This window comes from Pseudomonas peli (assembly GCF_050563605.1).
GTDB lineage: Bacteria > Pseudomonadota > Gammaproteobacteria > Pseudomonadales > Pseudomonadaceae > Aquipseudomonas > Aquipseudomonas peli_A.
This window is the reverse complement of record NZ_JBNXUH010000008.1, coordinates 1-20,785: the sequence shown is the minus strand read 5'-3', so window position 1 is coordinate 20,785 and position 20,785 is coordinate 1. Positions and strand designations below refer to the sequence as shown.

Here is a 20,785-nt window from a genome sequence, read left to right as displayed (position 1 = left end):
AGTATGAGCCTGATCGCTTCTGACCACTTCCGCATCGTTGTCGGCCTCGGCAAGAGCGGCATGTCCCTTGTGCGCTTCCTCGCGCGCCAGGGCCTGCCGTTTGCCGTGGTCGACACCCGTGCCAACTCGCCGGAGCTCGCCACCTTGCGTGAGCAGTTCCCGCAGGTAGAAGTGCGTTGTGGCGAACTGGATGTGGAGTTCCTCTGCCGTGCCAGCGAGCTACTGGTCAGCCCGGGCCTGGCCATCGCCACTCCGGCGCTGCAGGCGGCCGCTGCGCGTGGCGTCAAGCTGTCGGGTGATATCGATCTGTTCGCTCGTTATGCCAAGGCCCCGATCATTGCCATCACCGGCTCCAACGCGAAAAGCACCGTGACCACCCTGGTCGGCGAGATGGCGGCTGCGGCCGGCAAGAAGGTCGCCGTCGGCGGCAATCTGGGTACCCCGGCGCTGGACCTACTCAGCGACGACATCGAGCTGTATGTCATGGAGCTGTCGAGCTTCCAGCTGGAAACCACCGACCAGCTGAATGCTGAAGTGGCGACCTGCCTGAACATCAGCGAAGACCATATGGATCGCTACGCCGATCTGCCGGCTTATCACCTGGCCAAGCACCGCATCTTCCGCGGCGCGCGGCAGGTGGTGGTGAACCGCGATGACGCGCTGTCGCGTCCGCTGGTGGCTGATCAACTGCCGTGCTGGTACTTCGGCCTGGGCAAGCCGGATTTCAAACGTTTCGGCCTGCTCGAAGAAAACGGCGAGAAGTCTCTGGCTTATCAGTTCGCTGCGCTGCTGCCGGTGCGTGAGCTGAAAATTCGCGGCGCGCACAACCAGTCCAATGCCCTGGCGGCCTTGGCCCTTGGCCATGCGGTGGGTCTGCCGTTCGAGCCGATGTTGGCAACCCTCAAGCAGTTTGCTGGCCTGCCGCATCGCTGCCAGTGGGTTGGCGAGCGAAATGCCGTGAGCTACTACGACGATTCCAAGGCCACCAACGTCGGCGCTGCCCTGGCCGCTATCGAAGGCCTGGGCGCTGATATCGCCGGCAAGCTGGTGCTGATCGCCGGTGGCGACGGCAAGGGCGCGGATTTCTCGGCGCTGAAAGCGCCGGTCGGCAAGTTCTGCCGCGCCGTGGTGCTGCTTGGTCGCGATGCCGAGCTGCTGGCTGACGCCCTGGGCGCCGCCGCCCCGCTGGTCCGGGTCAAGACCCTGGAAGAGGCTGTACAGCGCGCTGCCGAACTGGCCGAAGCGGGCGATGCCGTGCTGCTGTCGCCGGCCTGCGCCAGCCTGGACATGTTCAAGAATTTCGAAGAGCGCGGGCGTCTGTTCGCCCAGGCCGTGGAGGGTTTGCAATGATGCTTGCCCGCCTGCTCGCCTTGCCTTCGCCGCTGCATACCCGTCGTGGTATCGATCTGGACTTCCCGCTGCTGGCCGGTTGCCTGGCGCTGCTCGGCCTGGGCTTGGTTATGATTGCTTCGGCTTCCTCGGAAGTGGCCGCGGTGCAGTCGGGCAACCCGCTGTACCACATGATTCGTCACCTGATTTATCTGACCATCGGCCTCGGCGCTGCGCTGGCGACCCTGCTGGTGCCGATGGCGCTGTGGCAGCGTTACAGCGGCATGCTGCTGCTGGCGGCGGTGGTGCTGCTGATTCTGGTACTGCTGCCGGGCATTGGTCGTGAGGTTAACGGGGCCAAGCGCTGGATCGGCCTGGGCGTGTTCAACCTGCAGCCGTCCGAACTGGCCAAGCTGTTTAGCGTGATGTTTATCGCCGCCTACCTGGTGCGTCGCCAGGAAGAAGTGCGCGAAAAGCTCACCGGCTTTATCAAACCGATGTTGGTGCTGGGCCCGATTGCCGCGCTGCTGCTGGCCGAGCCGGACTTCGGCGCCACCGTGGTACTGGTAGGCGCGGCTATCGCCATGCTGTTCCTCGGCGGGGTTAACCTGCTGCGTTTTATTCCGCTGGCGGCCTGCGTACTCGGCCTTGGCGTGCTGGTGATGACCAGCCAGGCCTATCGCCTGGAGCGTCTGACCAACTTCGTCGATCCCTGGGCTGACCAGTACGGCGCCGGTTACCAGCTGAGCCAGGCGCTGATCGCCTTCGGTCGTGGTGAATGGTTCGGCGTCGGCCTGGGCAACAGCGTGCAGAAGCAGTTCTACCTGCCGGAAGCACATACCGATTTCGTATTTGCCGTGCTGGCCGAAGAGCTGGGCATGGTTGGCGCACTGATTACCGTCGCCTTGTTCGTTTTCGTCAGTGTGCGCGCCCTGTATATCGGCCTGTGGGCGGAGAAGGCCAAGCAGTTCTTCTCGGCCTATGTGGCCTACGGCCTGGCGTTTCTGTGGATCGGTCAGGTGCTGATCAATATCGGCGTGAACGTTGGCCTGCTGCCGACCAAGGGCCTGACCCTGCCATTCCTCAGCTACGGTGGCAGCTCGCTGGTGATCTGCTGCGTCAGCTTGGCACTGTTGCTGCGCATCGAGTGGGAGCGTCGCACCCAGCTGGGCAGCGAGGATGTCGACTTCAAGGAATCGGATTTCTTCGAAGGCCAGTCCGCCGAGGAGGTTCAGCATGCGCGGTAATGTGCTGATCATGGCCGGCGGCACCGGTGGGCATGTATTCCCGGCGTTGGCCTGCGCCCGCGAGTTCAAGGCGCGTGGCTACAGCGTGCATTGGCTGGGTACGCCGCGCGGCATCGAGAATGAACTGGTGCCGGCTGCCGGTCTGCCGCTGCACTTGATCGACGTCACTGGCCTACGTGGCAAGGGCAAGCTGTCACTGCTGAAAGCGCCGTTCCAGTTGATCAAGGCACTGTTCCAGGCACGCAAAGTAATGCGCGAACTGCAGCCAGTGTGCGTGCTCGGCATGGGCGGTTATGTCACTGGTCCCGGCGGCCTGGCCGCGCGCATGAGCGGCGCGCCGCTGATCATCCACGAGCAGAATGCTGTGGCCGGTACCGCCAACCGCAGCCTGGCGCCATTCGCCAGCCGCGTCTGCGAAGCCTTCCCGAATACCTTCGGTAACAGCGACAAGCGCCGCACCACCGGCAATCCGGTGCGTGAAGAGCTGTTCCTGGAAACCCCGCGTGATTCGCTGCGTAACCGCCAGCCGCGTTTGCTGGTGCTGGGCGGTAGCCTGGGCGCCGAACCGCTGAATAAATTGTTGCCTGAAGCCCTGGCGCTGGTGGCGGCCGAACTGCGCCCTGAGGTGTTCCATCAGGCCGGCAAGCAACATGATGCAATTACTGCTGAACGCTATCGCGCCGTTGACGTCGAAGCGCAGGTCGCGCCGTTTATCAAGGACATGGCGCGGGCGTATGCCTGGGCCGATCTGGTGGTGTGCCGTGCCGGCGCGCTGACCGTCAGCGAGCTGGCCGCCGCCGGCCTGCCGGCATTCCTGCTGCCGCTGCCGCACGCGATCGATGATCACCAGACCCGTAATGCCGATTATCTGGCCAGTGCCGGCGCTGCCGTACTGCTGCCACAACGTTCCACTGACGCCGCCAAGCTGGCCGCGCAGCTGACCGAGGTTTTGATGCACCCCGAACAACTCACTCAAATGGCGCAGACGGCTCGTCGTCTAGCCAAGCCCGATGCAACCTGCACCGTTGTCGATATCTGCCTGGAGGTGGCCCGTGGCTAAGTCTCCCGCCGCTGCACGTTCGGAAATCCGCCGTATGCGCCGCATTCGTCGTATCCACTTTGTCGGCATCGGTGGTGCCGGCATGTGCGGTATCGCCGAAGTACTGCTCAACCTCGGTTATGAAGTTTCCGGCTCCGACCTCAAGGCTTCGGCCGTGACTGAGCGTCTGGAAACTTTCGGTGCGCAGATCTTTATTGGCCACCGCGCCGAGAATGCCGAACAGGCCGACGTGCTGGTGGTCTCCAGCGCGGTGAATACCAGCAATCCGGAAGTCGCCACCGCCTTGGAACGTCGCATCCCGGTGGTGCCGCGCGCCGAGATGCTCGCCGAGCTGATGCGCTACCGCCACGGTATTGCCGTTGCCGGCACCCATGGCAAGACCACCACCACCAGCCTGCTGGCCTCGGTGTTCGCCGCTGGCGGCCTGGACCCGACGTTCGTCATCGGTGGCCGGCTGAATGCAGCAGGCACCAACGCGCAGCTGGGCAGCAGCCGTTACCTGATCGCCGAAGCCGATGAGAGTGACGCCAGCTTCCTGCACCTGCAGCCGATGGTCTCAGTGGTCACCAATATCGACATGGACCACATGAGCACCTATGGCGGTGACTTCAACAAGTTGAAGAAAACCTTCATTGAGTTCCTGCACAACCTGCCGTTCTACGGCCTGGCGGTGATGTGTGTGGATGATCCGATCGTGCGCGAGATCCTGCCGCAGGTGGCCCGTCCAACCGTGACTTACGGCTTTGACGAAGGTGCCGACGTACGCGCGATCAACGTGCGTCAGCAGGGTATGCAGACCTTCTTTACCGTGCTGCGTCGCGACCGTGAGCCGCTGGATGTATCGGTGAACATGCCGGGCAACCACAACGTACTCAACTCCCTGGCCACCATCGCCATCGCCAGCGACGAAGGCATTAGCGATGAAGCCATCGTCCAGGGCCTGTCGCAGTTCCAGGGCGTTGGCCGGCGCTTCCAGGTCTACGGCGAACTGCCGGTGGATGGCGGCAGCGTGATGCTGGTCGACGATTACGGCCACCACCCGCGCGAAGTCGCGGCGGTGATCAAGGCCGTACGCGGTGGTTGGCCGGAGCGCCGCCTGGTGATGGTTTACCAGCCGCACCGTTTCAGCCGTACCCGCGACCTGTATGACGATTTCGTCCAGGTACTCGGTGATGCTCAGGTGTTGTTGCTGATGGAAGTCTACCCGGCCGGTGAAGCACCGATTCCGGGGGCGGACAGCCGCAACCTGTGCCACAGCATCCGTCAACGCGGCCAGCTCGACCCGATCTATATCGAGCGCGGCGTGGACCTCGCGCCAATCGTCAAGCCGTTGCTGCGCGCGGGCGACATTCTTCTTTGCCAAGGTGCCGGCGATATCGGCGGCCTGGCTCCGCAATTGTTGCAAAGCCCTTTGTTCGCCACAGTCGGCGGCGAGTCATCAGAGGAGTCGAAATGAGTGCTGCCAGTCTGCAATCACAATTTCCGGTCAGCGCCTTTGGTCGCGTGGCCGTGCTGTTCGGCGGCAAGAGCGCCGAGCGTGAAGTCTCGCTGAAGTCCGGCAATGCCGTGCTGCAAGCGCTGCTGGCTGCAGGCGTGGATGCGTTCGGTATCGATGCTGGCGATGACCTGCTGCAGCGCCTGACGGCCGAGAAAATCGACCGCGCCTTTATCGTGCTGCACGGCCGTGGTGGCGAAGACGGCTCGATGCAGGGCTTGCTCGAATGTGCCGGCATTCCTTACACCGGCAGCGGCATCCTGGCTTCGGCCCTGGCCATGGACAAACTGCGCACCAAGCGCGTGTGGCTCAGCCTTGGCTTGCCAACGCCTGCCCACGCCGCGCTGGCTTGCGAAGCCGACTGCCATGCAGCTGCTGCTGAGCTGGGCTTCCCGCTGTTCGTCAAGCCGGCCCATGAGGGTTCGAGCATTGGCATGGCCAAGGTCAATGATGTCGATGCGCTGATCACTGCCTGGAAGGACGCCAGCCGTTACGACTCGCAGGTGCTGGTCGAGCAGATGATCGCCGGTCCAGAGTTCACCATCGCCATGCTGCGTGGTCAGGTGCTGCCGCCGATTGCCCTGGGCACACCGCACAGCTTCTACGACTACGACGCCAAGTACCTGGCCAATGACACCCAGTACCGCATCCCGTGCGGCCTCTCGGCGGACAAGGAAGCCGAGCTGAAAGACCTCACCGCGCGCGCCTGCGAAGCAGTCGGCACCCAGGGTTGGGCCCGCGCCGACGTGATGCAGGACGCTGACGGCAAGTTCTGGCTGCTGGAAGTCAACACCGTGCCGGGCATGACCGACCACAGCCTGGTGCCGATGGCGGCCCGTGCTGCAGGTCTGGATTTTCAACAACTGGTGTTGGCGATTCTTGCCGACAGCCTTGAGGCACGGGGTTAACTCATGACGGCCACCTTGCGTCACCAGCCAGGCTCGAACCGCGCCCCCGTGCGCGGTAAGCCTGCGCAGCGCGGCGCCAGCCGTTTGGTGGCCAAGGAGCCGATCAGTCTGCGCATGAGCCTGCCGAAAGCCCGCTTCACAGGCATGGGCAGCTGGCTGAAGCGCCTGACCTGGCCGCTGTTGCTGCTTGCGTTGGGGTACGGCACCTATGAGCTGTCGTTGCGTGCGTTGCCCTATGCCGACCAGCCGATTGCGCGGATCAGCGTCGAGGGCGACCTCAGCTACGTCAACCAGCAGGCCGTGCAGGAACGCATTGCGCCTTATGCCAGTGCGAGCTTTTTCAGTGTTGACCTGCTGAGCCTGCGTCGCGAGCTGGAACTGATGCCATGGATCGCCAGCGCCCAGGTGCGCCGCGTATGGCCGGATCAGCTGGTGGTACGTCTGGAAGAACAATTGCCGATTGCCCGGTGGGGCGATGAGGCACTGCTGAACAACCAGGGCGAGGCATTCGCCCCGCTGGAGCTGGCGAATTACCCACACCTGCCGCAGCTGTATGGCCCCAAGCGTGCGCAGCAGCAGGTGATGCAGCAATACCAGGTGCTCAGCCAGATGCTGCGGCCCATGGGCTTTTCCGTGGCGCGCCTGGAGTTGCGTGAGCGCGGCAGCTGGTTCCTCTCCACCGGGCAGGGCATCGAACTGCTGCTGGGGCGTGACCATCTGGTGGAAAAAATGCGGCGCTTCACGGCCATTTATGACAAGGCCCTGAAAGAGCAACAAACGAATATTGCGCGGATCGATCTGCGTTATGCCAACGGCCTGGCCGTGGCATGGCGTGAGCCGGTAGCGCCCACGGCGGCACCAACCGCTGTCGTGCAGTGAATCAGGAGAAGGCAAGAGCCATGGCAAACGTGCAGAGCGGCAAGATGATCGTCGGCCTCGACATCGGTACCTCCAAGGTGGTGGCGCTGGTCGGTGAAGTGAATGCGGACGGCCAACTGGAAATCGTCGGCATCGGCACCCATCCGTCGCGCGGCCTGAAGAAGGGCGTGGTGGTGAATATCGAATCCACCGTGCAGTCGATCCAGCGCGCCGTCGAGGAAGCCCAGCTGATGGCCGGCTGCCGTATCCACTCGGCCTTCGTCGGCGTTGCCGGTAACCATATCCGCAGCCTCAATAGCCACGGCATCGTCGCCATTCGTGATCGTGAAGTCAGTCCGGCGGATCTGGAGCGCGTGCTCGACGCCGCTCAGGCCGTGGCCATTCCCGCCGACCAGCGCGTGCTGCATACCCTGCCGCAGGATTACGTGATCGATAACCAGGAAGGCGTGCGTGAACCGCTGGGCATGTCCGGCGTGCGTCTGGAAGCCAAGGTGCACGTGGTCACTTGCGCCGTAAATGCCGCGCAGAATATCGAGAAGTGTGTGCGCCGTTGCGGCCTGGAAGTCGACGACATCATCCTTGAGCAACTGGCCTCGGCTTATGCGGTGCTGACCGATGATGAGAAAGAGCTGGGCGTGTGCCTGGTCGACATCGGCGGCGGCACCACCGACATCTGCATCTTCACCGAAGGCGCGATCCGTCACACCGCGGTGATCCCGATTGCTGGCGACCAAGTGACCAACGACATCGCCATGGCCCTGCGTACGCCGACCCAGTACGCCGAAGAAATCAAGATCCGCTACGCCTGCGCCCTGGCCAAACTGGCCGGTGCCGGCGAAACCATCAAGGTGCCGAGCGTCGGTGATCGTCCGCCGCGCGACCTGTCGCGCCAGTCTCTGGCCGAAGTGGTCGAGCCGCGTTACGACGAGCTGTTCACTCTGATCCAGGCCGAACTGCGCCGCAGTGGCTACGAAGACCTGATCCCGGCAGGTATCGTCCTCACCGGCGGTACGGCGAAGATGGAAGGCGCGGTGGAGCTGGCCGAAGAGATTTTCCATATGCCGGTGCGCCTGGGCGTGCCCCAGGGCGTCAAGGGCCTGGCCGATGTGGTGCGTAACCCGATTTATTCCACAGGCGTGGGCCTGTTGCTGTACGGACTGCAAAAGCAGGCCGACGGCATCTCCATGTCTGCGCTTGGCAGCTACAGCGATGAACCCAAACAACCTGTGCTGGAACGGCTGAAACGCTGGGTCCAGGGCAATTTCTGATTTTTGCAGTAGGCGTTACAACTAGAAAGTAAAGGAGAGGGAAAATGTTCGAACTCGTAGACAGCGCTCCAGCTAGTGCGGTTATCAAGGTCATCGGCGTGGGTGGCGGCGGCGGTAATGCTGTCAATCACATGGCGAAAAACAACATTGAAGGCGTTGAGTTCATCTGCGCCAACACGGATGCACAGGCACTGAAAAACATCGGCGCACGTACCGTGCTGCAATTGGGCACTGCGGTGACCAAGGGCCTCGGCGCGGGTGCCAATCCAGAAGTCGGCCGTCAGGCGGCCATGGAAGATCGCGAGCGTATCGCTGAAGTGCTGCAAGGCACCGATATGGTCTTTATCACCACGGGCATGGGCGGCGGTACCGGTACCGGTGCAGCCCCTGTAATTGCTCAGGTGGCCAAGGAAATGGGCATTCTCACCGTTGCGGTGGTGACCCGTCCGTTCCCGTTCGAAGGCAAGAAGCGCATGCTGATCGCCGAAGAAGGCATCCGCGCACTGTCGGAAAGCGTCGACTCGCTGATCACCATCCCGAACGAAAAACTGCTGACCATCCTCGGTAAGGACGCCAGCCTGCTGTCGGCTTTCGCCAAGGCTGACGATGTACTGGCCGGTGCCGTGCGCGGTATCTCTGACATCATCAAACGTCCGGGCATGATCAACGTCGACTTCGCCGACGTGAAAACCGTGATGAGCGAAATGGGCATGGCGATGATGGGCACTGGCTGCGCCAGCGGTCCGAACCGTGCACGTGAAGCCACCGAAGCGGCGATCCGTAACCCGCTGCTGGAGGACGTCAATCTGCAAGGCGCGCGCGGCATCCTGGTGAACATCACCGCCGGCCCTGACCTGTCCCTGGGTGAGTACTCCGACGTGGGTAACATCATCGAGCAGTTCGCTTCCGAGCACGCCACCGTCAAGGTCGGCACTGTGATCGATCCGGACATGCGCGACGAGCTGCACGTCACTGTAGTTGCTACTGGTCTGGGTGCGCGTATCGAGAAGCCGGTCAAGGTTATCGACAATACTGTGCAAGTTTCTGCCAGCACTGGCAGCAACGCAGCAGCCCCGGCGCGTGCCGAGCAGAGCGTCAATTACAAGGACTACGAGCGTCCGACCGTTCAGCGTCAAAGCCACGGCGGCGCAGCCACTGCGGCCAAGCTGAATCCGCAGGATGACCTGGATTACCTGGATATCCCGGCGTTTCTGCGTCGTCAGGCCGATTGATGAAATGTATCAGGAGTATTGGGGTGATTGGTGTTCAGCAAAGGCCGGTTCTGCTATCATCGCCGGCCATTGTTGAAAACAATTCGCAACTAGTGCTATAGCGGCCAAAGCCATGATCAGACAACGCACCCTGAAGAACATTATCCGCGCCACTGGCGTCGGCCTGCATTCCGGGGAAAAGGTATACCTGACCCTGAAGCCGGCACCCGTGGACACCGGTATCGTGTTCCGTCGTACCGACTTGGACCCTGTCGTGGAAATTCCCGCGCGTGCAGGCAATGTTGGTGAAACCACCATGTCGACCACTCTGGTCAATGGTGATGTCAAGGTGGATACGGTAGAGCACCTGCTTTCGGCCATGGCTGGCCTGGGCATCGATAACGCCTACGTCGAGCTCTCCGCGTCCGAAGTCCCGATCATGGATGGCAGTGCGGGTCCCTTTGTATTCCTGATTCAATCTGCTGGTTTGCAAGAGCAGGACGCCCACAAGCAGTTCATCCGCATCCTTCGTGAAGTGACAGTTGAAGAGGGCGACAAGCGCGCCACCTTCGTGCCTTTCGAAGGGTTCAAGGTGACCTTCGAGATCGATTTCGATCACCCGGTGTTCCGCAATCGCACCCAGTCGGCCAGCGTGGACTTCTCCAGCACCTCGTTTGTGAAAGAAGTCAGCCGCGCTCGCACCTTCGGTTTTATGCGTGATATCGAGTTCCTGCGTTCACAGAACCTGGCACTCGGCGGCAGCGTAGATAACGCCATCGTGGTAGATGAGTTCCGTGTGTTGAACGAAGACGGCCTGCGGTACGAGGACGAGTTCGTCAAACACAAGATTCTCGATGCGATCGGCGACCTTTACCTGCTGGGTAACAGCCTGATTGGCGAGTTCAAGGGTTTCAAGTCGGGGCATGCGCTTAACAATCGCCTGCTGCGCGCCCTGATCGAGCAAACCGATGCATGGGAAGTCGTCACTTTCGATGACCCCAACACCGCGCCAATCTCTTACATGCGCCCGGTTGCGGCCGTGTAACGCAATACCCTCCTTACTTTGCTTTTCGAGGCTACCTTCGGGTGGCCTCTTTTTTGCCTAAGTTTTAGCAGGCATAAAAGTAATCACTCGCTGGGTTTGCCGTGCTTGGCCAGACGCTCCAGGGCGGCGCGTAGCTTGGGGTCGCTGATGCCGTCGGCGGTGGCCTGGATATTTTCCGCAGCGCTGCTGGATAGGCTGATTGTGCGACCCGGTGCACGCCTTTCGGCAGTCGGAGGTTGCACCTTGAACAGGATCTTCGTTAAGGTCGCGAATTCTTCGAGTGCCTGCAGCTGTTTCAACAAGCGTTTTTGTTGATAGCGCAGACGCGTGGCCCAGTGGCCATCGGTGATTATCAGCAGCAGGCAACCCTCGCGCCATGACGCTACATGGCAGTGTTCGCGAGCAGCAGGCTGTAGCTGGCTTTCCAATAGGTGTTGCAGGCGATCAATGCGTTGCGCTTGATTGAACAGCGCCTTCAGGGGCTTCGCTTCGCGCAACAGCGCGGCGGGAGCTCGGGCCGGCAAAGGACGAAAAGTCATGGCAGGACGCCTGAAAAAGTGAAGCCGCCATGGTAGCAGAATCGCTGCTGCCGACTGACGCTTCACCACTAGGGGAAGGCCGTGCATATCATTCTACTTAGTCGGCACCACGGTGCCGCACGTTCGCTCAGTCTGGATCTGCGCTGGTTATTGCTGGCGTTGCTGCTGGCACTCGGCGCTGCGCTGGCCAGCGGTGTGGCCGTTGGTGCCTGGTGGGCGCCGGCAACGGTTGAGATACATGATGACGCCCAGCTCAACCAAGCGATGGACCAGCAGCGCGCCGAAGTCGGCGAAGTGCGCCGTGACGCGCAGCGTCAGCTGGATGCCTTCGCTGTGCATGTGGCCGAGCTGCAGGCGCGGCTGACCCGTCTGGATGCCTTGGGCGCACGCCTCACCGAGTTGGCGGATCTGGATGCCAGCGAATTCGATTTCTCTCTCAATGTTGGCCAGGGCGGTGCGGAAGATGCTCTGGGTGACGCCGCGTATGCGCCGCCGCCGTTTATGGATGAGCTCGATCGACTGAGCTTGCGCTTGGACAGCCGCGAGCAACTGCTGGAAGTGCTGGAGCAACTGATCGGCGAGCGTCAGCTGAATGAGGCCGAATACCTGTCTGGTATGCCGGTGCGCCATGGCTATATGTCCTCGCCATTCGGTCGTCGCGTGCACCCACTGACCGGGCGCAATACTCAGCACAAAGGTGTCGACTTTGCCGCCAAGCCGGGCAGTGATGTGGTGGCCGTTGCGGCCGGCGTAGTGAGTTTCTCTGGGGTCAAGTCGGGTTATGGGCATACTGTGGAGATCAGCCACGCTGACGGTTACACCACACTTTATGCGCACAACAAGAGCAATCAGGTGCAGATCGGTGATCTGGTGCAGCGTGGCCAGACGATTGCCAAAGTCGGTCGCAGCGGCCGCGCCAGTGGTTACCATGTGCATTTCGAAGTGACCAAGGATGGCCGAGTGGTCAATCCAGCCAGCTATATAGCCCGGGTTAACGACGTCGAATAACGCCGCTTTCCTCGTTTGCGTTTCCGGGTAGAATGCCCCCTTCGCACGCAGCCATAAAGGCTGCATGGGTCGCTGTTCAGCCGCCCTCAATCCATACGCCTGGAAGATCCTGTCGATATGTTTGCGCCTTTGTTGAAAAAACTCTTTGGAAGCAAGAACGAGCGTGAAGTCAAACGCATGCTCAAGGCGGTACAAGCCGTCAATGCCTTCGAGGAGCAGATGCTTGCCCTTTCCGATGAGCAACTGCGTGCCAAGACGGAGGAGTTCAAAGCCCGTCTGGCCAAAGGCGAAACCCTCGACCAGCTGCTTGCCGAAGCCTTTGCGGTAGCCCGCGAAGCCGGTAAGCGGGTGATGGGCATGCGCCACTTCGACGTGCAGTTGATTGGTGGTATGACCCTGCATGAAGGCAAGATCGCCGAGATGCGCACCGGTGAGGGTAAGACCCTGGTGGCGACCCTGGCGGTGTACCTCAATGCGCTGTCCGGCAAGGGCGTGCACGTGGTCACGGTCAACGATTACCTGGCCCGCCGCGACGCCAACTGGATGCGTCCGCTGTATGAATTCCTCGGCATGAGCGTGGGTATCGTTACCCCCTTTATGCCGCCGGAAGAGAAGCGTGAAGCCTACGCCGCCGATATCACTTATGGCACCAACAACGAATTCGGTTTCGATTACCTGCGCGACAACATGGCCTTCAGCCTGGAAGACAAATTCCAGCGCGAGTTGAATTTCGCCGTAATCGACGAAGTTGACTCCATTCTGATCGACGAAGCGCGCACCCCGCTGATCATCTCCGGCCAGGCCGAAGACAGTTCGCGGCTGTACACCGAGATCAACAAGCTGATCCCGCGCCTCAAGCTGCATGTTGAGGAAGAAGAGGGCGTGGTCACGCAGGAAGGCCACTACAAGGTCGACGAGAAGGCCCGTCAGGTTGAGCTGAACGAAGCTGGCCACCAGTATGTTGAAGAAATGCTCACCGAAGTTGGCCTGTTGGCCGAGGGCGAGAGCCTGTATTCGGCGCACAACCTGGGCCTGCTGACCCACGTTTACTCGGGCCTGCGTGCGCACAAGCTGTTCAACCGCAACGTTGAATACATCGTGCAGAACAATCAGGTGCTGCTGATCGACGAACACACTGGCCGTACCATGCCCGGCCGTCGTTTGTCCGAAGGCCTGCACCAGGCGATCGAGGCCAAAGAAGGCCTGCCGATCCAGGCCGAGAGCCAGACTCTGGCCTCGACCACCTTCCAGAACTACTTCCGTCTGTACAACAAGCTGTCCGGCATGACCGGTACTGCTGATACCGAAGCGTTCGAGTTCCACCAGATCTACGGCCTAGCGGTGATCGTGATCCCGACCAACCGTGCCCTGGCGCGTAAGGACTTCAACGACCTGGTCTACCTGACGGCGGAAGAGAAGTACGCCGCCATCGTCACCGACATCAAGGAAAGCATGGCCCTCGGGCGTCCGGTGCTGGTCGGTACGGCCACCATCGAAACTTCCGAGCACATGTCCCGGCTGCTCAATCAGGAAGGCATCGAGCACAAGGTGCTCAACGCCAAGTTCCACGAGAAGGAAGCGGAAATCATTGCCCAGGCCGGTCGTCCGGGCGCGCTGACCATTGCCACCAACATGGCTGGTCGCGGTACCGACATCCTGCTGGGCGGCAACTGGGAAGTTGAAGTTGCCAACCTGGAAAATGCCACGCCTGAGCAGATCGCGCAGATCAAGGCCGATTGGCAGAAGCGTCACCAGCAGGTGATCGAGTCGGGCGGTCTGCATGTGATCGCCTCCGAGCGCCATGAATCGCGCCGTATCGACAACCAGCTGCGCGGTCGTTCCGGCCGTCAGGGTGACCCGGGTTCCAGCCGTTTCTACCTGTCGCTGGAAGACAGCCTGATGCGCATCTTCGCCTCGGATCGGGTGAAGAACTTTATGAAGGCCCTGGGCATGCAGTCCGGTGAAGCCATCGAGCACCGCATGGTCAGCAACGCCATCGAGAAGGCGCAGCGCAAGGTTGAAGGGCGCAACTTCGACATGCGTAAGCAACTGCTGGAATTCGACGACGTGGCCAACGAGCAGCGCAAAGTGATCTATCACATGCGCAACACGCTGCTGGCTGCCGACAACATCGGCGAGACCATCGCCGAGTTCCGTCAGGAAGTGCTGGATAACACCATCAACGAACATATCGCGCCGCAGTCGCTGCCTGAGCAGTGGGATATCGCCGGCCTGGAAGAGGCGCTGTACAGCAGCTTCAACCTGCGCCTGCCGATCCAGCAATGGCTCGACGATGACCACAAGCTGTATGAAGAGACCCTGCGTGCGCGCATTCTCGAAGAGCTGGTCAACGCGTACAACGAGAAGGAAAACGAAGCCAGCGCCGAAGCCCTGCGTACCTTCGAGAAGCAGATTCTCCTGCGCGTACTTGACGACCTGTGGAAAGACCACCTGTCGACCATGGATCACCTGCGCCACGGCATTCACCTGCGCGGCTACGCACAGAAGAACCCCAAGCAGGAATACAAGCGCGAGTCCTTCACCCTGTTCCAGGAGCTGCTGGATTCGATCAAGCGCGACACCATCCGCGTGCTGTCGCATGTGCAGGTGCGCCGCGAAGATCCGATCGAAGAAGAAGCGCGTCTGCGCCGCGAGGCCGAAGCCATGGCCGAGCGCATGCAGTTCCAGCACGCCGAAGCCTCGGCACTGCTGCCGCAAGCCACTGAAGAAGAGGGTGATCTGGCGGTTGCCGTGGCGCCTGTGCGCACCGAGCCGAAGATTGGCCGCAACGAGCCGTGCCCTTGTGGTTCCGGCAAGAAGTACAAGCACTGCCACGGTCAGGTTAACTAAGCCGACCGCTGTAGCGCGGGTTGAGCCGACAGTGAAGTTGGCTATGCTTGACCCAGCTTGATTAACGCCGCGAACGGTCTGACCGCTCGCGGCGTTTTACCATCGCAATCAGTCCTACCATCTCAAGGAGCGTTCTCTATGGCTGTTGGTCTTGGCCCGTTGTCTACCCTGCACCCGGTTCCAGGTTTCGAACTGGGCATCGCTTCGGCGGGCATCAAACGCCCAGGGCGCAAGGATGTGGTAGTGATGCGATGTGCCGAAGGCTCCAGCGTAGCGGGTGTGTTTACCCTCAATGCGTTCTGCGCCGCGCCGGTGATTCTGGCCAAGAAGCGTGTGCAGGGCAGCGTGCGTTACCTGCTGACCAACACCGGTAACGCCAACGCCGGTACCGGCGAGCCTGGCCTTGCGAATGCTATGCGCACCTGCGCCGCCCTGGCTCAGCTGACTGGCGCGGATGAGGGCGCCGTGCTGCCGTTCTCCACCGGGGTGATAGGCGAGCCGCTGCCGGTCGAGAAGATCGAAGGCGCGCTACAGGCTGCTCTCGACGACTTGTCCGAGAACCATTGGGCTGAGGCCGCCACCGGCATCATGACCACCGACACCCTGCCCAAGGGCGCCAGCCGCCAGTTTGTTCACGATGGCGTCACTGTCACCGTGACCGGCATCAGCAAGGGCGCCGGGATGATTCGCCCGAATATGGCGACCATGCTCGGCTATATCGCCACTGACGCCAAGGTTGCGCGCAGCGTGCTGCAGGACCTGGTCCGTGATGCGGCGAACAAGTCGTTCAACCGCATCACCATCGACGGCGATACCTCGACCAACGATTGCTGCATGCTGATCGCTACTGGTAAGGCCGCCTTGCCGGAAATCACCCAAGCTAGCGGTGACCTGTTCGCCAAGCTCAAGGAGGCGGTGTTCAGCGTGTGCATGGAAGTGGCTCAGGCCATCGTCCGCGACGGTGAAGGCGCAACCAAGTTCGTTACCGTGCAGGTCAACGGCGGCGCGACCCACCAGGAATGCCTGGATGTCGGTTACGCGGTGGCCCATTCGCCGCTGATCAAGACTGCGCTGTTTGCCTCCGACCCGAACTGGGGGCGCATTCTCGCCGCCGTCGGTTACGCCGGTGTGGCGCAGCTGGATGTCAGCCTGATCGACGTATTCCTCGGTGACGTGTGCATTGCCAGCCGTGGCTGCCGCGCGGCCAGTTACACCGAAGAGCAGGGCGCCGCAGTGATGGCCAAGGAAGAGATCACCATCCGCATCGAGTTGGGCCGTGGTGGCTGCAGCGAGACCATCTGGACCACCGACCTGTCCCACGAGTACGTGAAGATCAACGCCGAATACCGCACCTGATCGGTCACTTACCAGCTGTTTGACGACCCGCATTCCCGTTGTTCATGCCCCTATGAGCAACGGGAATTTGCTATTGCGGGAGTCGCCTTTTAAGGTCATGCGACCTTCTCGCAGCGAGCGCAGCCCATGTCACTTACTCTGGTTATCGGCGACAAAACCTATTCGTCCTGGTCGCTGCGTGCGGTGCTGGCCCTGGAACTGACCGGCGCGCCCTACGCCGAACAGCTGATTACTCTGAACCGCCCCGATACCCGCGCGCGGATTTTGCAGCACTCGCCGACCGGCAAGGTACCGCTGCTGATCAGTGATGACGGCGCGATCTGGGATTCCCTGGCGATTGGCGAATACCTGGCCGAATGTTTCCCTGCAGCGGAGCTGTGGCCGCAAGCCCGGGCTGCCCGCGCGCTGGCGCGCAGTGCCTGCGCCGAGATGCACAGCGGTTTTGTCGCGCTGCGCAGCCATCTGCCGATGGACCTCAAGCGTAACCAGGCGCTGGCTGAGATACCGGCCGATGCCGTGGCCGATATCCAGCGTATCTGCGCCTTGTGGGCTGAATGCCGACAGCACTTTGGTCAGGCCGGCGGCTTCCTGTTTGGCCAGCCAACCCTGGCCGATGCGTTCTTTGCCCCGGTTGCAGCGCGTCTGCGCAGTTATCAGGTGGCGCTGCCGGCAGAGGCTGCCGCCTATGTCGAGACGATCTATCAGTGGCCGGCGTTTCAGCGCTGGTACCAGGCTGCTCAGGAGGAACATCTGGCGTGAAGCGTATTCATGTAGCCGCTGCAGTTATTCGTGGCGTGGATGGGCAGATTCTGCTCGCCAAACGCCCCGAGGATAAGCACCAGGGCGGCCTCTGGGAGTTTCCCGGTGGCAAGGTCGAGGCTAGCGAGACGGTGCCGGTAGCCCTGGCCCGGGAGCTGGAAGAGGAGCTGGGCATTCGCCCCAGCGCCGCGCGGCCGCTGATTCAGGTGCGTCATGACTACCCGGACAAGCAGGTGTTGCTGGATGTCTGGGAAGTCTCGGCGTTTACCGGCGAGCCCCATGGTGCCGAAGGTCAGCCGTTGGCCTGGGTCAGCCCTCGGCAGTTGGGTGATTATGAGTTTCCCGCAGCCAATCGGCCGATTGTCACGGCCGCACGTTTACCCGAGTGTTATCTGATCACCCCGGAGGGGCTGACTGGGCCCGAGCTGCTGCGCGGTATCCAGGCTGCTCTGAAGAGCGGCATCCGCCTGCTGCAACTGCGTGCCCCGGCAATGTTCGATGCGCAGTACCGTGATATTGCCGTGGATGCACTCGGCTTGTGTGCCGGCAAGGCGCAGCTGATGCTCAAGGGCCCGTTGGAGTGGCTGGGCGACTTTCCCGCTGCAGGTTGGCACCTGACGGCGCAGCAGTTGCGTGAGTTGAGCGCAGGCGGCCGGCCGTTTCCGTCGCAGCGCTGGCTGGCGGCGTCCTGCCACTCGGCGCAAGAGCTGGAATTGGCCACACAGATGGGCGTGGACTTCATCACCCTGTCTCCCGTGCAAGCTACCCAGACTCACCCCGATGCGCAGCCGCTGGGCTGGGCGCAGGTCGCCGAGTTGCTGCAGGGCTTTAATCAGCCGGCCTACCTGCTGGGCGGCGTTACCCCGGCCGATGTAGAGCAGGCCTGGCAGGTCGGCGCCCAGGGCGTGGCGGGTATTCGCGCGTTCTGGCCCGAGTGAGTCTGTTTATGTGTCTGCCTGATCGAGTGCGTTGATGCCTGTTGAAGCCCGTTCCCCGTCCAACATGCGCCCCAGCACCCTGCATTTGCCGCGTGGCAACTGGGCGACGGTGTTCGAGTGCCTGTGCGCGCACTTCCCGGCGATTTCCCCGGCGGTGTGGCAGGAGCGGATCGCTCGTGGTCGGGTGCTGGATGCGCAGGGACAGCCGCTCGGCATGGCTGCGGTTTACCGCGAAGGACTCAAGGTGCACTACTTTCGCGAGGTGCCAGCGGAGACGCCGATTCCCTTCGAAGAAACCCTGCTGCATATCGATGAACACCTGCTGGTGGCCGACAAACCGCATTTTCTGCCGGTGATGCCGGCCGGCGAGTACGTCGAACAGACATTGCAGGCGCGGTTGGCCAAGCGCCTGGGCAATGCCGATCTGGTGCCGCTGCACCGGATTGATCGGCACACCGCTGGTCTGGTGCTGTTTTCCACCAATCGGCAGAGTCGTGGTCAGTACCAGGCGCTGTTTCGCCTGCGGCAGATGGACAAGTGCTACGAGGCGCTGGCGGCGGCTTTGCCGCAACTGGATTTTCCGCTGCTGCGGGCGACGCGGCTGGAGGGCGCCGAGCCGTTCTTCCGCATGCAGGAAGTGGCTGGTGAGGCCAATACTGAAACCCGCATCGAGGTCGCCCAGCGCCTCGGTGAGCACTGGCTGTACCGGCTGTATCCGGTAACGGGCAAGAAGCATCAGCTGCGGGTGCATTTGGCCGCGTTGGGCGCACCGATCCTCAATGACCCGTTCTACCCCGAGGTCACTGATGCTCCGGATGCGCCTGATGACTACAACAAACCGCTAAAGCTGCTGGCCCGCGGCCTGGCGTTTAATGATCCGCTAACCGGAGAGCGGCGTAGCTTCGAAAGCCAGCTCAGCCTGCTCTAGTTGTGTGGTTCTTTGGCAGCCGCTTGCCAGAGCACTTCATCGACCCCCTGGCGTTTGGCGATCAGCCGCGCGGCGACAAACAGCAGGTCGGACAGGCGATTGACGTAGGCCAGGCCGACGCCGCGAATCGGCTCTACAGCGTTCAGGTGCTGGCAGCGGCGCTCGGCGCTGCGGGCCAGGCTGCGGCACACGTGGGCCTGGGCAATCAGGCGCGAGCCGCCGGGCAGGATAAAGTTCTCCAGCGGGCCGACTTCTTCGTTCCAGCTGTCGATGGCCGCTTCCAGTCGCTCGATTTCCGGAGCCTGCAGGGCCTGGTAATCGGGCATCGCCAGTTCGCCGCCGAGATCGAACAGGCGGTGCTGGCAGGGTGCGAGCACTTCGATGATCTCGACCAGGCCCGGCCACTGGGCTTGCTGTTCGGCAAGGTCGGCCAGCAGCAGGCCGATATGACTGTTCAGCGTATCCACCTCGCCCATGGCATCCACCCGAGGGTGGTCCTTGGTCACGCGGCGGCCATCGGCCAGGCCGGTTTCGCCGGCATCGCCGGTGCGGGTGTAGATTTTCGAGAGGCGGTAACCCATGTTTAGAGACCTGTGTCGGGCGTGGCGGTGGTCATGGGCAGGCGCAGGGTGAAGCAGGTGCCCTGACCGGCTTTGGACTGCACTTCCATCTGCCCTTTGTGGTTGTTGGTGACGATAAAGTAGGAGACCGACAGGCCAAGCCCCGTGCCCTGGCCGACTTCCTTGGTGGTGAAGAACGGCTCGAAGATGCGCTTGCGCACCGACTCGGGCATGCCGACGCCATTGTCTTCCACCTGGATTTCCGCCCAGGGCGGGGCCAGGCGTACGCGAAGGGTGATCTGCCCTGGGGTCGTGCTGTCGTCGCGCTGGTGGATGGCCTGGGCGGCGTTCTTCAGCAGGTTGAGCAGCACCTGTTCCAGTTCGTTGGCGGTGGCCGGCACGGCGGGCAGGTCGCCCTCGAATTCACGCTGGATGTTCAGGCTCTTGAAGTCGAAGCTTTCGGTCAGGTCGAAGTCATTGCTGGCGATTTCCACCGCCTGATCAACCAGCGCGGGCAGGTGGCAGGGGGCGAGCTGGCGGTCACTGCGGCGGCTGAAGTTGAGCATATGGCTGACGATCTTCGCCGCACGGCTGCCGGCCTGCTGGATGCCGTCGAGCAGGCGCGGGATTTCCCGGGCGTTGAGGTAGCGGTCGATGGCTTCCAGGCAGATGCCGGCCTGTTCGGCCTGTTCGCGGTTCTTTTCCAGGTCGGGTGACAGGCGCCGACGGATGTTCTGCACGTTGTGCAGGATGGCCCCCAGCGGGTTGTTGATCTCGTGCGCCATGCCGGCGGCGAGGCCACCGACCGAGAGCATCTTCTCCGACTGCACCATCATTTCTTCCAGGTTCAGACGCTGGGTGATGTCGTCGATACGGATCACTACGCCGCGACCGCTGCCGCCCGTGAGCGGGTAGAAGGTCAGGGCAAAGTGGCGTGGCTGCTCGTTGCTGCCCCAGGTTACCCGCTCGATCTTTTCCACCTGATGCTGCTCGACGGTGCGTCTTAGCTGCGTGAGGAAGGGTTTCAGCGGCGGGAAGGCGAGGAAGATCGGCTGGTTCAGCGCTTCGTCCAGGCGGGTACCGGAAAGGCTGCTGGCCTCCTGGTTCCACTGGGTGACGTAGAGCTGCTCGTCGAGGGCGATCAGCGCCGAGGGCATGGAGTCGATGATGCTGTTGAGGTACTTCTGAAAGCCGGTGAGCTTCTTCTCGATCTTGCCACGCACCTGCACTTCCAGCTCCAGCTTGCGGTTGGAGTGGCGGGKTTTTTTTGCCCGGGGCTGGGGCCYGGKCGGAGGGCCCCCSCGCGGCGKCCCCGGCGCGCCTKGGSTGCTGCTCNCCCGGGCSTCKSTGCGCCCCCGCCYGGGGGNTGGAARCAKCGGCCCGGGCGCCGCGTTTTTCGCGGTTT

17 protein-coding genes and 1 pseudogene are annotated in these 20,785 nt (G+C 62.1%); 15 read left to right on the top strand and 3 right to left on the bottom strand.

Annotated elements, in window-relative coordinates; genetic code table 11:
- The first annotated feature begins 3 nt into the window (after positions 1-3).
- From murD to lpxC, 9 genes are all read left to right on the top strand, one after another.
- Positions 4-1,350 (top strand): UDP-N-acetylmuramoyl-L-alanine--D-glutamate ligase, encoded by a 1,347-nt coding sequence (murD, locus tag ACQ4LH_RS11395; RefSeq protein WP_430697277.1) that lies wholly within the window; start codon positions 4-6, stop codon positions 1,348-1,350.
- Positions 1,350-2,576: a putative lipid II flippase FtsW gene (gene ftsW, locus ACQ4LH_RS11390; protein WP_430697427.1), complete on the top strand. Its 1,227-nt coding sequence runs from the start codon at positions 1,350-1,352 to the stop codon at positions 2,574-2,576. Before murD ends, ftsW begins: the two co-directional genes overlap by 1 nt.
- Positions 2,566-3,636, top strand: a complete 1,071-nt coding sequence (gene murG / locus ACQ4LH_RS11385) for an undecaprenyldiphospho-muramoylpentapeptide beta-N-acetylglucosaminyltransferase (protein WP_430697276.1) — start codon at positions 2,566-2,568, stop codon at positions 3,634-3,636. The genes ftsW and murG overlap by 11 nt, the downstream gene beginning before the upstream one ends.
- A gap of 34 nt (positions 3,637-3,670) precedes the next feature.
- Entirely contained in the window at positions 3,671-5,092 is a 1,422-nt protein-coding gene (gene murC, locus ACQ4LH_RS11380) for a UDP-N-acetylmuramate--L-alanine ligase (RefSeq protein WP_430697426.1), read from the top strand.
- Positions 5,089-6,039, top strand: a complete 951-nt coding sequence (locus ACQ4LH_RS11375) for a D-alanine--D-alanine ligase (RefSeq protein WP_430697275.1) — start codon at positions 5,089-5,091, stop codon at positions 6,037-6,039. The genes murC and ACQ4LH_RS11375 overlap by 4 nt, the downstream gene beginning before the upstream one ends.
- Before the next feature lie 3 nt (positions 6,040-6,042).
- Complete coding sequence (locus ACQ4LH_RS11370) at positions 6,043-6,918, top strand: cell division protein FtsQ/DivIB (protein WP_430697274.1); 876 nt, start codon at positions 6,043-6,045, stop codon at positions 6,916-6,918.
- A 20-nt stretch (positions 6,919-6,938) separates the two neighbouring features.
- Positions 6,939-8,186 carry a cell division protein FtsA gene (gene ftsA, locus ACQ4LH_RS11365; protein WP_090251236.1) on the top strand — a complete coding sequence of 416 codons (1,248 nt, stop codon included), beginning with the start codon at positions 6,939-6,941 and terminating at the stop codon, positions 8,184-8,186.
- Between the two features lie 44 nt (positions 8,187-8,230).
- Positions 8,231-9,418 carry a cell division protein FtsZ gene (gene ftsZ / locus ACQ4LH_RS11360; RefSeq protein ID WP_160085453.1) on the top strand — a complete coding sequence of 396 codons (1,188 nt, stop codon included), beginning with the start codon at positions 8,231-8,233 and terminating at the stop codon, positions 9,416-9,418.
- A 112-nt stretch (positions 9,419-9,530) separates the two neighbouring features.
- Positions 9,531-10,442 (top strand): UDP-3-O-acyl-N-acetylglucosamine deacetylase, encoded by a 912-nt coding sequence (gene lpxC, locus ACQ4LH_RS11355; RefSeq protein ID WP_305284023.1) that lies wholly within the window; start codon positions 9,531-9,533, stop codon positions 10,440-10,442.
- 83 nt (positions 10,443-10,525) lie between these two features.
- Here the strand turns inward: lpxC and ACQ4LH_RS11350 are convergent, their stop codons facing one another.
- The gene (locus tag ACQ4LH_RS11350) at positions 10,526-10,981 is read right to left on the bottom strand and encodes a DUF721 domain-containing protein (RefSeq protein ID WP_311089229.1); all 456 of its coding nucleotides are present in this window, start codon (positions 10,979-10,981) and stop codon (positions 10,526-10,528) included.
- Positions 10,982-11,062: 81 nt separating this feature from the next.
- Between ACQ4LH_RS11350 and ACQ4LH_RS11345 the strand changes: the two genes are divergently transcribed.
- From ACQ4LH_RS11345 to ACQ4LH_RS11320, 6 genes are all read left to right on the top strand, one after another.
- Positions 11,063-11,989 (top strand): M23 family metallopeptidase, encoded by a 927-nt coding sequence (locus ACQ4LH_RS11345; RefSeq protein ID WP_430697273.1) that lies wholly within the window; start codon positions 11,063-11,065, stop codon positions 11,987-11,989.
- A gap of 117 nt (positions 11,990-12,106) precedes the next feature.
- Positions 12,107-14,839, top strand: a complete 2,733-nt coding sequence (gene secA / locus ACQ4LH_RS11340; protein ID WP_430697272.1) for a preprotein translocase subunit SecA — start codon at positions 12,107-12,109, stop codon at positions 14,837-14,839.
- A 138-nt stretch (positions 14,840-14,977) separates the two neighbouring features.
- Positions 14,978-16,195, top strand: a complete 1,218-nt coding sequence (argJ, locus tag ACQ4LH_RS11335) for a bifunctional glutamate N-acetyltransferase/amino-acid acetyltransferase ArgJ (RefSeq protein WP_430697271.1) — start codon at positions 14,978-14,980, stop codon at positions 16,193-16,195.
- A 126-nt stretch (positions 16,196-16,321) separates the two neighbouring features.
- Complete coding sequence (locus ACQ4LH_RS11330; protein ID WP_430697270.1) at positions 16,322-16,954, top strand: glutathione S-transferase family protein; 633 nt, start codon at positions 16,322-16,324, stop codon at positions 16,952-16,954.
- Positions 16,951-17,892: a Nudix family hydrolase gene (locus tag ACQ4LH_RS11325; RefSeq protein ID WP_430697269.1), complete on the top strand. Its 942-nt coding sequence runs from the start codon at positions 16,951-16,953 to the stop codon at positions 17,890-17,892. The genes ACQ4LH_RS11330 and ACQ4LH_RS11325 overlap by 4 nt, the downstream gene beginning before the upstream one ends.
- Before the next feature lie 34 nt (positions 17,893-17,926).
- On the top strand, positions 17,927-18,820 hold the full coding sequence (locus tag ACQ4LH_RS11320) for an RluA family pseudouridine synthase (protein WP_430697268.1): 894 nt from the start codon (positions 17,927-17,929) through the stop codon (positions 18,818-18,820).
- On the opposite strand, the gene ACQ4LH_RS11315 is transcribed toward ACQ4LH_RS11320, so the two are convergent.
- Together ACQ4LH_RS11315 and ACQ4LH_RS11310 are read right to left on the bottom strand one after the other, a co-directional pair.
- Entirely contained in the window at positions 18,817-19,401 is a 585-nt protein-coding gene (locus tag ACQ4LH_RS11315; protein ID WP_430697267.1) for a cob(I)yrinic acid a,c-diamide adenosyltransferase, read from the bottom strand. The genes ACQ4LH_RS11320 and ACQ4LH_RS11315 overlap by 4 nt on opposite strands.
- A 2-nt stretch (positions 19,402-19,403) precedes the next feature.
- A pseudogene (locus ACQ4LH_RS11310) lies at positions 19,404-20,642 on the bottom strand (two-component system sensor histidine kinase NtrB); the annotation flags it as partial.
- Between the last annotated feature and the right edge of the window lie 143 nt (positions 20,643-20,785).